Raw genomic sequence first — 13,666 nt, forward strand, 5'->3', positions numbered from 1 at the left:
GGATTCCTCATTCCCCACTCATTATTAGTTGAAACATTCGGACTTTTACGGACAGGTCCTCTCCTACCTAACTTCCTAGCACTTCTCTAAATCTTGAGGCAGGAATTTTATTGCCCGTTAATACGGGTTCTCATTCAATCACATCTTTATAAATGTAGCATTTCAGCCTTTACAACTCGAATATATTCCTGCAACTTACAAAATGCTTCCGTTAATTCCCCAGCTTCTTCTTTATGAAGAAAGCGGGCCTTGTTTCGTTCTTCCTCTATGACAAGTAGTTGCGTAGCTGCATAAGAAAGACCGTACTTTTCGCATTTTCGTTTTATATCTTGAAAAAAAGAAGGAGGTATCGTTCCTGCTCCTGAGACAAGCATCTCATCTAGAGCTTGTTCCAATTCATCGATTATGTGCACTAACTCTATCATAAAATGTTTCCCCTTCATTAAGTGTAATATTTATAATTTCTCCTACTTCTGTATATAAAATAATAGGTGTAACTACGAGCTTTGTTCCTTCCTGATAAGGATGAACTAGCATTCTCTTTACATGTAATGAGTCCAAATATATTTTTACAAGTCGAATTGTCCACTCATTTTCTGGTTGTTTCATCATTTGCAGTTGTAATATTTCCCCCTTTTTATCAATAAGAGGTATAATCCATTTTTGCTCTTTCTTTTGAAACTTCCATTCTTCCATTTCAGTAAATTCAATACAAAAGACTCCTTGTTTAGATGTCTCTAACCTGTTTGCTTTTACTTTTTTTAGTAGTTCTTCCCATGTGGTTATAAAGAGCGATTGCCACTCTGTTACATTTGTTTTCCCTCCTGCTTCTCCTACTGTTTGTGAGCTAGATGACAATTGAAAATCGACGTTAAGCTTTGCATGTTTCAACCATAGACATGAACGAGACAGTTCGTTTCCCTTCCCAGCAATCCCCCATGGAACTTGCTGTTCATGGAGATCTTCAGAAGTTATGTTGCTCCCTTCATAAAACATGGGGCGTGACTGTGTGTATGTAATCCACTTTTCCTGTTCTCGATTATAGAAATAATAGGTCACACCAACATAACCAGATTTCGTTTGCCAGCCGGCTGCGCCAAAGGCATGCAAAGTAAGCGGTGGTACTTCATAATATTCCGAACGATACGGACTCTCTTGCAGACGATGCTTTTCTAACAACATAATGTATTCATAAATCGCGGACAGCGTTTGCCGATAGGATGCCATTTGAAAAGAGGCATGTTTCATTCGGTATAGCCTAATATCAGTCCCGAGCTTGCGAAATAAATTTTCTAACTTTGCTAGTTTCAAAGAGCGCGCTTTTACAGAAAGTTGTTCTATTTCATAGATTGTTTTTTCTGTAAGACGTGTTAAGCCCAAGTGAACAATTTGCTCAATCATCTCTTTGAAAATAGATAGCTTATCCGACTCAATAATAAGACACTGCACTTGTTTCGTTTCATGCGAAATTCCTCTTTCTTTTTGATACCAATATATCGCTTCCACCTTATGCCGGCATATTCCCTCTGTTTTACATGTACAAATTGCATCAGCTACCGACTCAGCTGTCAGAAAACGAACCGTTATAGACTCTTCTGGAAAAGAGACAATTAAAGCACCCTCCTCTTCCAAAACAATTTTTTGATGAAATGTTTTGCGGAACATCATTTCAGCCCACATTTTTTCGGAGACAATATTGCGAACATCCACATTCAAAAGGGCAGAGAAATCAACTTTTATATTTTCTTCACCTTCGTACATCTTCTTCGCTTCTAATAAAGCCATCATGACATGCTTACAAATCGAGCGCGCTTCACAAGTACAGGAGTAACTGCGTATATCTCCCGTAAACGTTACAGTAGTTTCATCATCAAGATGTATTTGCGCTATATCCTCTTCTAAATCTATTTTGATATTTTTCACAACTGCCAAATCCTTCATGGCTCTCTTATATGTTCCTTTGTTGGACATGGCAATTAAATATGTTTCATCGATAGAGGAAAGAACATTTAAGAAATGATTGTTGCGATCCATTGCGCCAACCTCCCTGGTGTTAATGCTGCTACATGAGCACCAAGTGCCGCCATTTTTTTTGCTGCCTCTTTATCATAAAAAGGCTGTGCAGTCGGATCGAGAGAAGTAAGCACAATCAGCTTCGCCCCTGATTCTACAATCTTCATCGCTTCTCGGTACATTTCATTGTAACTACCGCCTTCATATAAATCCGTTACAAGTACGACAATTGTTTTATGAGGTATCTCAATTTGATTCGTTGCGTAACGCAGCGCCTGAGCAATATAGGTTCCTCCACCAAGCTGTACACTCATAAGCGTTTCCACCGGATCATCAATACGATCCGTTAAATCAACAACAGCTGTATCAAAGATGAACAGATTTGTCTTAATCGTCGGTAAGCTTGCAAAAATACCTGCCATAACTGCGCTATGGATAACAGAATCAATCATACTTCCACTCTCGTCTACTGCGAGGATTACCCGCCATGTACTAACATGCTTCGTGGCAGCATAAAAGTATGTTTTTTCAATATGAATGGTATTTGTTTCTTTGTCAAAATACTTTAAATTTTTTCGAATCGTTTTCTTAAAATCAAAATTGCGCATCGTGCATACCCGGCTAGAACGATTTCGATCCGGTCTACCGCTTAATGCGTGCTTCACTTCTTGCTCTAAATTACGATGCAACTCTTCAGCGACTTTTGCTACAATACGTTTAGCTGTGTCTAATACATCCGGTTTTACATAATCTTTAAATTGTAAAATGCATTTTAATAAATTTATATTCGGCTCCATTTTTTCAAGTGTTTGCTTATCTTGCAATAGAGCGGTTAATTCATATTTTTCTAACGCATGGTTTTCCATAATTTCAATGGTTTCCTTCGGAAATAACTCTCGCACTTTCGAAATCCAAGTCGGCACGGTTAGCTGAGAGGGTTCTAAGGATCCACCGCGCTCTTCTCCGCGTTCTCTCTCGTACAAAAAGTCCAGCATCTCGTCCATTTCTCTGTATGCAGGCTCTTCTTCCTGAAATGTGATTTGGTCATCTGCATGTTTCCCGAGAACAAGACGCCAGCGATTTAAAGAAATGTTATTCTCCATCTTCTAGCCCCCGTCTCATTAAAATCCCCTTCGCTTTCCGGTCTAACTGCATTACATACAACAGCATCTCTTCGGAAATTTGGTCTTCTTTTATTGCTTCTTCTGTATCACCATATAACTTGGAAATATGCCTAGCAATCGTATCCACTTCAACCGGCGTGAATTGACTGAATAAAAGGCGCAAATGTGGCAACACTTGCAGAAATACCTCTTCATCAAGTTCTTCTAGAACATGAGACATTCCGCTAAGCAACGATTCGTTATATAAAAAGATATCTTTGGCGCCAGCAAATAAACCACTCAAAAATATCGGAGCTTGCTTTTGCATATCACCACTTCCATAAAAATATCCTTCTGCCACTTGCATTACTTCATCGATTTCCCGCTTTCCTAAAGAAGTTAACAGCCCAAATACCACTCCCTCTACTTGACTTTCTCTCTTTTCCTTTTGCAAATAAAGCTCTAATGCGTCAATAAATTGCTGATCTGTATGCTTCATTGTATACAAATCGATAAGTTTTTCTGCAATAATTGCTGATTTGCCCCTATCTAAAACTGAAAATAGCGAAAGTGCTTTATTCCTAGCATAATCCGCTTGCTGATTTGCTTTTTCTATTTGTGATAAATAATAAGCACAATCTGCCATAGAAGCAAAATCTCCGTCCTTTTGTAAGACTTCATCTATAAATTGGGTGTACATGGAAAAGTCGGTAAACAAACCACTTAAATAGGCTTCTAGCAATAAAAGGGCCACCTCTCCGGCCCGTCCCTTTGCCTTGTTCAGCTTTGCTCTTAGCATTTCTTGCGCCGCTTCTCTCACCGTTCCGCCATACACAGATAAATCAATTAGAGAACTTTCTACTTGTGCTGAAAAACGATATTTCCAAGTTTCACGCATAAGATTAATATTCTGTTTTCTAGCTAAGTTTGGACCGCGTAGTCTCTCGGAAAATGGAACTCCTAAAAAAGCAAGGCAATGAAAAAATTGACTTAAGCGTAAGTGCTTTTCTTTCTTGTATATGTCTAGAATCGTCTCCTGCGGTACAGTTGAACGTACTGGTAGACGAAATGAGCGAACAGAAGCACGAAAATCATGCACGAGCGGCGGCAAATCGGCTTCTTTTGACAATTCCCCGCGCTTCACCCCTTGCAAACTCTTCTGAAGTAATGTTAAAGGCTTATTTGCTGAGAATATCTCACCTTTCACAAATGTACTGTGCACTGCGTCCGTCAATTCATACAATCCGGATTGCATCTTTCCACGAAGCAGTGCAAGTTCACGTATCATTCGTGCAGCCTCAATCTCATCTGCCATTGATATTCCTTCTACCTTTAGCTGTCTAGCAATTCGTATCATAAATTGCTCAGCTACCGATTCATCCCTGTTTTCCCAAATATGTTGGTAAAAAGCAGGTGCAGGCATTCCGCTCTTATAGCCACGCATCTGATCGCTTTCTAAAAAAGAATACGGCATAAGATAGTTTTTAGCATTCGATTTAGATAACGGGCTTTTCGACAACTTTTTCTTTTTTCCTTCCAATTCAAGAAGCCCTTTCACATGAAAGCCTCCAGTAATAACGAGCACCTTGTCATACACTTTACGTGCTTTTTCAATTTCTTTTGCCATATGTATCTCCCTAGCTTCACAACCGTCTTCTGTCAGCATCCTCTGCGTATAGTCCACGCGTGTATAATAGCAGTAATGGAATAACTGACGAACAAATTCCTCGCTTGTCATATGAAAACCTTGCAACTCAAAGTATTTCTCCCAAAACTCATGGAAACTTCGGCACCCCGTTTTTTCCGAAAGCATACGGACATATTGACTATGTTGAAAATATCGATCTTCATTTTCCTCATTCTCTTCCTCATTTTTTGCTAGAAACAAATATTCTTTATAAGGAAGATCAATAAATGAAACAGGAATGTTCTGTGCAGCCCCTTCTCTCAGTGCGACAAGTTCCGGTGAATAGTCGAGAAATGGATAGTACGCACGATACTTTCCACTTTCTCCTCTTTCAAGCACATTCGTTTTATCATCATAACTGCAATATATACAAATTGGAGCTTTACTATCTGCACTCACAATATGCGGAATAAGTGGGTTGCAGTCTATCGGGCCTTCTATAAGAATTACATCTGGTTTATAGCATTTAACAATCTTCTGTATATGAAAAGAGCACGCAGGACTATGATGGCGAATCGGCACATATACGACGTTTCGATCTAAATTGTAAGCTCTTTGAAACAATGCATTTACTTCAGCTGATTGCGAGCTTCGAAAAACGACTTCCATACCTCTCCTCCTATTTGACCTCGCGCCTTAACGATGCTTGTAAAATAACTGCGTAATTTTTCTAAATCATCCTTGTTTTCTTTCGCAATCGTCCCTGACAAATATCGAACAAGCGCATCCATTTTCACTTCTCCACTTCCATAATAGTACGTATCCATTGCACTTTGATAATATACTGATACAGCTTCTGCAGTACTCATAACAGAAGATGGCTGATCAATTCGTTTTCCTTCAGCAGTTATCCCTTCCCGTAGTTCATGAAAAACAGTCGCTAACAGTTGAACAACCGTTTTATCCACTTTTGGTGTGATGCCTGATGCCCCTAATAACCGCGTTACTTGTGACTCTATTATTTTTGCTTCAAGCTTTACATCTTGAATTGGATGTACCGTTTCAAAATTAAAACGACGTTTCAATGCACTACTCATTTCATTCACACCGCGATCTCGTGTGTTAGCCGTTGCAATAATATTGAAGCCAGGCTTTGCTGTAAGAATTCCTTGTTCTCCAAACTCCGGAATAGTGAGCACCTTATCGCTCAGAACGCTGATCAATGAATCTTGCACTTCCTGTGGGCAGCGCGTTAACTCTTCAAATCTAGTTAATATCCCTTGTTCCATTCCAACGAAGAGAGGCCCTGGCACAAGTGCTTCCCTTACAGGTCCTTTCGCAAGAAGAAGTGCATAGTTCCACGAATACTTAATTGTATCTTCCATCGTAGCAGCGGTTCCTTGTACTGTATTACGGCTATTTCTGCATATTGCGGCAGAAAGTAGTTCACTCAGCATCGTCTTTGCAGTCCCAGGCTCTCCAATTAACATAAGTCCGCGATTCCCTGCTAATGTAACAATCGCTCGTTCCACAAGTGCATCATTCCCATAAAACTTACGGCTAATTTCCACTTCTTGTCCTTCCGAAAGAAGCGCTTCTTCTTGTCCGATAATAAACGTACGAACAGCACGTGGTGACAATCGCCAGTTAGGTGGTTTTGGAAACGAATCATTCGCTTCTAACGCATTCAGTTCTATTTCATATAATTCTTCCATTAATGGTTTAATAGATTGCATATGTCATTTCCTTTCTTATCGCTTACTGCGCCAGTTTTCATCATAGCCAAGATTCGATTCTGTCGTACGTTTTATATCATATAAAATTTCGCTAAAAAATCGTTCAGGTACTTGCTTTGGTACAATGCGTCTCGCATCATCAACTTCGTCATAAGAGTATGAGCCGCGGCTCACTGTACCTGCTTTATAAAATTGAATTTCAAATAGGCATACATCGTCCTCTTCTTCATATCCAACAGGTGCACCCTCAAATGCAAGCTCCGCCCCTAATCCTGCGCGAGTGTCTTCTTTATAGAAAGAATAATACACACCAGCATCTTCAACTGATCCGCGATTCCAGCCGTACTTCGTTATCTTACCAAACAGCGAACGACCATTGATTTGAATACCCCCAAACCTTTCCACAGTTACTTTCTCATCTTCCGCCACCAAAAATACTTCCCGAACAATCTGCGGGAATGGTTGGATAACCTCATAATCTTCTAGCTGTTCCTTCCATAATTCTCTTTCCTCTTCGGACAATTCTAGCGGATGGATCAGACCGATAACAGTGTCTGGCGTAAGTTCATGCTCTTCTTCGTCAATCGTATTAAATGTTCCGTCCTCCATATAACGGAACATCGCAACCAACTTTCCTTCCTTATACTCGCCCCAAATCAGTGAGATAGCAAATTGCTGCATAATTGGATTTTCTACAAACAGAGATTTCCATGTATGTTGCGACCAATAGCGATTAAGAGAAAGTGCTGTTTCGAGACGCTGCGTTTGCATACTAATGATGCTTCGAAGCTGTTTCTTGATAGACGATAACTCCACCTTAGCCTCTTCTGCTTTTTCCACATGATCTTTTGCATTGGGTTTCGGAAGCGACTTTATTCGTTTTCCCTCTTCTGTTTTCAACTCGATTTTCAGGTTGGGTGTTAAATAGGCAGTAAATGCCCTGCTTCCGTAATCAATTGTCTTTTCACCGCGTTTATTAAAGCCAAGGTCTGGAACAAGCTGATCCTCTAGCTCTTCTTCTGTTATACCGCGTGTTTTAGCAGCGAGACTCAACGCTTCTTTCGCAGCATTACGCACCTGCTTATGTTTATATTTGAATGCCATAGTATTAATCGTCATAAGTGCAAGATATGATGAAGACAACGCCAACGCCTGAACAGCTGCGGCAGCAATAGCTCCACGCATGCCAACAGCCCACTCATCAATCTGCTTTTTGAGTAGCAGCGCCATTTCATCATCACTATAAATGCCGTACATCGAAAGAATACCGCGTTTTTTCGCCTCCGCCCCTTGAGAAACCCACAACTGATAGATTGCCTGTATATTTTCTTTCAAATCTTGTTCATTCAAAGCCGCAGCTATCATTTCCGCCGCTTCCTTTTTCAAAATTACAGACTCTGATACATACTGCTGAAAATAAGCTAGTGGAAGCGTTGTATCGGCAATTGTATTAGAGTCACGAAGACGAATTTGTGGTTCAAATCCGAGCCATTGCACGAGTGCATTTCTTTTTTGCGGTGTTAAAATACGTGTACAAAAAGATTCGATACTTCCTGATACTCCTTCTATGTCCTCATCGCCAAGCAGCGGAGCAAACTTCTCCATCAAGGAAGCATTTTTCTTTTCTTTCAAAGCTTCTTGCACAAGCTGTGTATATTTTTCAGATTTATAGTATAAAAGTGTTTGCATTACATTTTCGCGTACGACTTTCTTTCTACTATTCAATTCCTTTGCTACATCATCTGCAGCTTCCACATCTTTTGTAAGAAACTCGACTGCGGCAGTACGTACTTTTTTAGAGGAATCTCCAAGACTTTGAATAAGAAGAGCACGCGTTTTAACCGCATCATACTTTGCTAGCTCATCCAAAATGAAAATCCGTTCATCTACAGAATACTCAGTAAATACTCCTTTCACATATGCCTGTTCTTTTACAAATAAACGAACAAGTGCTTCTTTTGCCTTACTTTCATCCTCACTGTGCCGAGCAGCTTGTTTAACTGAATAATAAACAAGTTTCTCCTTCGATAAACCGTAGGATAGAAGATCTTCCAACATTCGTTCAAGCGAACCTTCCCTATGAGAATACTGTTGCAGAAGTTCATATAATTTATAATTATAGTCATTTCCAAATTGAAGTTTGAACGCTGCTTCCCTCTTTACCGCTTCCTCTATATCCCAAAGGAGTGCAATTGCTAAAACAGACATTCCCCGGTAATTATTTTGCTGCTTTGAACTCTCAAGCACTTGCTTCATATCTTCAAATGATAATTTCCCAACTAAATAGTCACGATATGTATCACGTATGTCAGATGATTCGGAATCAAGGGCAATCATTAAAAATTCTTCACGTAATCTGTTTCGATTAAATTCGTATCCTTTTTCCGCCAAAAGCATCACCACGAAAAGATAATAACTTTGACTTAAATATTGCAGCGTACGCTGAACAAATTCTGGCTGCTCTTCCACCATACGAAGCAATAATTGATATTCATATACTTTGTCGGGGTTAAAGACGCCTAAATGACGCCAGGTAAGACGATATGCGAAAAACCTTTCCTCTGAAACACCGAATTGTTCGCACAAGTTTAGACTGGTTTCATACGCTTGTTTATCAAAACTCCTTGTTCTTACATGATTTCCAAACTGATCAAGAACATGACACACATGATCCGTTGCATAATCCATAAAATTTTTAACAGAACGTTTCGCTAACAAGTCAATATATCGTCTTGCCACATTTGAATGCTGATAAATACGAAATAATAGGTGCCAGGTTACATCAGGTAAAGATGAACCAACAGTAACTTCACTATCAGATTCACCTCGAACGTATCTTTTCGCCAATTCTATCTTCTCTTGAGCCCCATCCAGTTTCAATATAAACTCCGCATGCTCTTGCAGCTCTTCCTCCAATAAAGAACTGTACGTAAGAAATCTCTCATAATCTGCATCTAGCATATGCAGAAGCAAAACCATCTTTGGTCGACCTGTTATAACTTGCAACTTCTCTTCTATGTACTTTGGATTCTCCCTTATTAATTCCCTAAGAAAAACATCTGCTTCATTTACAGAACGGGAAAGATTCGTTAAATACTTACACGCCAATTCTACAAGACTATCAAATGCAAGACCGCTTTTTTCAAAATAAACTTTTATATCTGGAAAACTCATATGTGAAAAGCGTACGAGAAGAACGTTCAACAGTTGATCTTCAAGCAAATAATAAAATAACCGAAAAAAAACTGCGTCTTGCTTATACGTTTCCCTAAAATCACTCATAAACTGCCAAGCAAAATCACTACGTTTATTGTCACGAATCGTCGTTTGTTCTATATGTTTTAAAACTTCTTCATCTCTCGTCTGTAAGTAACGTAACGCTAATTCCTCTTGTTCCCCTGTCATATTAAGATGTTGAAACAACTGATATGTACTGACTGCCATCTTCTCTGCCTCCCTAATCCTTTTATAAATTCATAGTTATATTACTTAAACAAAAACCATTATATCCCATATCCGAAATTTCAGATATAAAAACACGGAATATTTTTACATTATCAGTATATCATATCAGCCCAAGAGAGAACACACGTTCCGCGCAAGGATTTCATATTTATTTAAGATAATCATTGAAAATTTGGTTTAGAGATACTCAAAGTAAGTAATGGACGTTTTTATGTTATGTATTAGACTTAGGGTTTTGGCAAAAAATTAATGTTCTGTATTCAAACTCAATTTAATGAATAAAAAAGACGCCAATTATAGCGTCTTTTAAAAAATCTTGGTTTTCAAATAGATTATTATTTTACATTAACTTTATCATTTTAACTTAGTTATTTGGGAATCATTTTAATATTTCTGATAACCCCATAATTTCTTCAGCTTTTGGATTTTGGATGCTATAGTAGATTTCTAGCCCCTGACGATTTCCCTGTAGAATGTTTCCTCTCATTTTAGATAGGTGTTGTGAAACTAATTCCTATCGTTGTCAGTGGACATAAAAAAAAGATGGCTTCGATCGAATATCAGAACCACCTTTTAAGTGCTTGATTTTTCAGGTCTTTTTTATAAACATAAATGTATTAAGATTTATATTTTTTTACTGTACAAGGAATAGTTACAATGTACAAATCTATAGCATAGATTGTAACCCAAATACCTTTACCTTCAGCTTCTAACTTTTTATCTAGTTGAGACAAATGTTCTGAAACTTTTCTTTTCCCCCATCTCCTAGGAAACCATTGAAAAACCTTAGGAACATTATATTTCTTATTATACCAAGTATTCAATCTCCAGAAAATCAAAAAAAACAAAACAATAGTTACGATACGAAAAATATCAGAATATGAGATTCCTAAAATCATATTATATCCTCTCCATTTTCACTAAAATCCATATAATTCACTTTTTAATTCTAATTCATCCCCATCCCCTGTTTCGAAACCCTTAAATAATAAATGAATTATTTAATTATGATTAAAGAACACATTATATTCTTTTGATAAATTACCATGAGGATATGGACAAGAAACATAATCCCATAATTTATTATCAGCTTGTTGTTACGTTCTTCCATAAATCATAAGGGGGTTATTAATTTCTTCTATTAGGACAATGGGGCTTACGATTAATCATACCAAGAAAAATAAATACCCTGCGATAAAAAGATCGGTACCTTCATCAAAAAATGTACATTATTTGGTTTCTGAGTTTTATAAAATTACAAGTCCACCTCTCACAAAAACAGGATAAAAAAATAAACAGCAGAACTAGTCCACTGTTTACTTCGCTACGCCTTCATGTAATTTTTCTGTATAATCTTTTACGTCTTTCCAGCTATCTTTTGCTGTATGTAAATCTTCTTTTATAAACGTAAACTCTTCAGGAGTAATTCCTTTTACGTTTTGTAATAAGTTATTATATTTTGCCCCTACTGTATACCATTGATTTGATATGTTTTGCAGTGCTGTAATTGCTGCATCAATCGTTTCAGTCATATTTGTTGTTTTATTTTTTACATCTGTTAAAATTGCAACTTCTGCTTGCGCTCCAGAAATTCTATCTTTTAAATTAGCGATTTCTCGTTCTGCATTTGCGATATCTTTTTTCGCGACGGCAATCATCGGTCCGCCAGCAAGACATGTTATTAGAGCTACGCAAAGTACGCCACCAGCAATAACCATATCATTACTCTTTTTAATCGAATCGTTATATGTATTTATTTGTTGCTCTAGAGCTGGAATACCTGCATTCGTACTTGCCAATATCGCTGTTAACTGATTTGTATCCTCTTTGAAACTATTTGTATCTTTCGCCATTCTATCGCGAAAAGCTTTCAAATTTCCTAATAATCCATCTACCTCATTTTGATTCTTTACAATATCCGCATACAACTTTTCTAAATCCGCTTTTAATTTTCCGCTATCCTTTTGATCAATCGCTATTAACATGTCATTATAATACGATTGAAAAGTATTATTGTAATTAATAATATTTTGATCCGTTTTCATAATTTGAGGCTTCATACTATTTAACCAATACGCCGCATTCATTTTTGCATCTCTTTGATGCTGAATCATATTCCCTTTAAATTCACTATTAATCGAACTTATTTTACTTAAATCCGTCTCTTGTTGATTTTGAATTAATTTTGCATATGAATCCATTGCAAACATGCTTGATGTCGTTTGTGCCATTACATCTTGGAATCCAGCTGGTCCAAGAGAATAGTTTTTCACATTTTCTTGTAGCACCTTTACATTTTGTTCTGCTGCAAAAGGATGTAAAGGAAATGCGTTACTCGTTGCCACCCCGGCAATCATTAATGTTAAAAGACATTTCTTATAAAATCGTTTCTGCATACTTTTCACCTAGTTTCTTTATAAGAGTATAAAAAGCTCCTGCTCACAACTGAACAGGAGCTTCAAATCATTCATCAACACTTAACGCTCTAACGATTCGTATTCGATTATGCTTTTTTTGTGTCTACTACTTTAATGTCTTCAGCATAAATCTTTTCTGCATAGTCTTTAATGTTTTTCCAGCTATCTTTCGCAATGTTTAAATCTTCTTTAATAAAAACAAGGTCATTCGGACTAATTGAATCTACATTTTGAAGTAAAGAATTGTATTTTGACCCCATTGTGTACCATTGGTTTGAAATGTTTTGCAACGCTGTAATTGCAGTATCAATTGTATTTGTTAAATACTCCGTTTGTGTTTTAATGTTTGTTAATCCTGCTACCTCTAATTGAGCAGTTGTAACTTGTCCTGTTATTTTTTGAATTTCAGCTTGTGCATTATCAAGCTCCTTTTTTGCTAATACGATTCCAGCTGTACCACCACCTACAGCTGCTGTACCACCTGCAATTAGCGCCACTCCTAACGGCGTTCCTGCACCTGTAGCAATAACTACTGCACCACCGATAATTGCAATTGGCCCTAGAGCTGTCGCAACTGATGAACCGATAATAATTGCATTATATTTACTAATTGCTTCATTGTACGTTGTAATTTGATTTTGCAATAGCGGAATTCCAGCGTCTTGACTAGCTAAAATAGATGTAATTTGATTTGCATCACCCTTAAAGTTTTGCGTATCCGACGTCATTTTATTTCGGAATTTCTTTAAGTCTTCTACTAACTGATCTACTTGCGCTTTATTTTCATTAATACTACTTGATAATCTAGTTAATCCTTTCGTAAGCGTCGCTTTATCTTTTGCATCAACCGCAGCAACTAAAGTATCATAATAGTTTTGGAATTTCGTATTGTAATTAATGATATTTTGATTTGTTGAAATAAGCTGTGGCTTCAATACATCTAACCATTGCTTCGCATTTCCTCTAGCTGTATCCTGGTGCTGAATCACTTTTCCTTTTAAAGCAGCATCAACAGACGATACATTTCCAAAGTTAACATTACCTTGTTTAATAATTGTTAAAGCGTACAGATCCATTACTAAAGCGTTTGAACCTGTTCTTTCCATTGCATCTTTTAGGCCTTCTGGTCCTAATGAGTATTCCTCATAGTCATTATAAGCTTTTGCTACCGCATGAACTGGAGCTTGTTTCACTGTACTTTCAGCTGCATACGTATGAGCTGGCATAATGTTTCCTGCTGCAAATACTGCCATAAGTGCTGATAGAGCCATTACTTTATAAGGTTTTTTTGTCATTTTTCTTCTC

At 37.6% G+C, this 13,666-nt stretch carries 9 protein-coding genes and 1 pseudogene; all 10 read right to left on the minus strand.

The features are described from left to right. Nucleotides 1–146: 146 nt before the first annotated feature. On the minus strand, nucleotides 147–425 hold the full coding sequence (locus tag BAQ46_RS19980; RefSeq protein ID WP_061131152.1) for a hypothetical protein: 279 nt from the start codon (nucleotides 423–425) through the stop codon (nucleotides 147–149). Beyond that, complete coding sequence (locus BAQ46_RS19985; protein ID WP_061131151.1) at nucleotides 397–2,034, minus strand: SWIM zinc finger family protein; 1,638 nt, start codon at nucleotides 2,032–2,034, stop codon at nucleotides 397–399. The genes BAQ46_RS19980 and BAQ46_RS19985 overlap by 29 nt, the downstream gene beginning before the upstream one ends. Continuing rightward, nucleotides 2,010–3,116 carry a VWA domain-containing protein gene (locus BAQ46_RS19990; protein ID WP_071742574.1) on the minus strand — a complete coding sequence of 369 codons (1,107 nt, stop codon included), beginning with the start codon at nucleotides 3,114–3,116 and terminating at the stop codon, nucleotides 2,010–2,012. The genes BAQ46_RS19985 and BAQ46_RS19990 overlap by 25 nt, the downstream gene beginning before the upstream one ends. After that, nucleotides 3,106–5,412, minus strand: a complete 2,307-nt coding sequence (locus BAQ46_RS19995; protein WP_071742576.1) for a DUF5682 family protein — start codon at nucleotides 5,410–5,412, stop codon at nucleotides 3,106–3,108. Before BAQ46_RS19995 ends, BAQ46_RS19990 begins: the two co-directional genes overlap by 11 nt. Next, nucleotides 5,373–6,479 (minus strand): ATP-binding protein, encoded by a 1,107-nt coding sequence (locus tag BAQ46_RS20000; protein ID WP_061131148.1) that lies wholly within the window; start codon nucleotides 6,477–6,479, stop codon nucleotides 5,373–5,375. Before BAQ46_RS20000 ends, BAQ46_RS19995 begins: the two co-directional genes overlap by 40 nt. Nucleotides 6,480–6,494: 15 nt before the next feature. Beyond that, nucleotides 6,495–9,923 carry a DUF4132 domain-containing protein gene (locus BAQ46_RS20005; RefSeq protein ID WP_071742578.1) on the minus strand — a complete coding sequence of 1,143 codons (3,429 nt, stop codon included), beginning with the start codon at nucleotides 9,921–9,923 and terminating at the stop codon, nucleotides 6,495–6,497. Between the two features lie 638 nt (nucleotides 9,924–10,561). Then, the gene (locus BAQ46_RS20010) at nucleotides 10,562–10,843 is read right to left on the minus strand and encodes a hypothetical protein (protein WP_038356793.1); all 282 of its coding nucleotides are present in this window, start codon (nucleotides 10,841–10,843) and stop codon (nucleotides 10,562–10,564) included. A 21-nt stretch (nucleotides 10,844–10,864) separates the two neighbouring features. Then, nucleotides 10,865–11,062: pseudogene (locus BAQ46_RS20015) on the minus strand (DUF4176 domain-containing protein). Between the two features lie 198 nt (nucleotides 11,063–11,260). Then, nucleotides 11,261–12,340, minus strand: a complete 1,080-nt coding sequence (gene nheC / locus BAQ46_RS20020) for a non-hemolytic enterotoxin NHE subunit C (RefSeq protein ID WP_071742580.1) — start codon at nucleotides 12,338–12,340, stop codon at nucleotides 11,261–11,263. A gap of 107 nt (nucleotides 12,341–12,447) precedes the next feature. After that, nucleotides 12,448–13,656, minus strand: a complete 1,209-nt coding sequence (nheB, locus tag BAQ46_RS20025; RefSeq protein ID WP_000162970.1) for a non-hemolytic enterotoxin NHE subunit B — start codon at nucleotides 13,654–13,656, stop codon at nucleotides 12,448–12,450. Between the last annotated feature and the right edge of the window lie 10 nt (nucleotides 13,657–13,666).

Source organism: Bacillus paranthracis (assembly GCF_001883995.1).
GTDB lineage: Bacteria > Bacillota > Bacilli > Bacillales > Bacillaceae_G > Bacillus_A > Bacillus_A paranthracis.

Excerpts from the sequence above, each read along its gene's own strand:
- BAQ46_RS19980 (WP_061131152.1), bottom strand. The coding sequence starts at position 425 with ATGATAGAGTTAGTGCACATAATCGATGAATTGGAACAAGCTCTAGAT.
- BAQ46_RS19985 (WP_061131151.1), bottom strand. The coding sequence starts at position 2,034 with ATGGATCGCAACAATCATTTCTTAAATGTTCTTTCCTCTATCGATGAA.
- BAQ46_RS19990 (WP_071742574.1), bottom strand. The coding sequence starts at position 3,116 with ATGGAGAATAACATTTCTTTAAATCGCTGGCGTCTTGTTCTCGGGAAA.
- BAQ46_RS19995 (WP_071742576.1), bottom strand. The coding sequence starts at position 5,412 with ATGGAAGTCGTTTTTCGAAGCTCGCAATCAGCTGAAGTAAATGCATTG.
- BAQ46_RS20000 (WP_061131148.1), bottom strand. The coding sequence starts at position 6,479 with ATGCAATCTATTAAACCATTAATGGAAGAATTATATGAAATAGAACTG.
- BAQ46_RS20005 (WP_071742578.1), bottom strand. The coding sequence starts at position 9,923 with ATGGCAGTCAGTACATATCAGTTGTTTCAACATCTTAATATGACAGGG.
- BAQ46_RS20010 (WP_038356793.1), bottom strand. The coding sequence starts at position 10,843 with ATGATTTTAGGAATCTCATATTCTGATATTTTTCGTATCGTAACTATT.
- nheC (WP_071742580.1), bottom strand. The coding sequence starts at position 12,340 with ATGCAGAAACGATTTTATAAGAAATGTCTTTTAACATTAATGATTGCC.
- nheB (WP_000162970.1), bottom strand. The coding sequence starts at position 13,656 with ATGACAAAAAAACCTTATAAAGTAATGGCTCTATCAGCACTTATGGCA.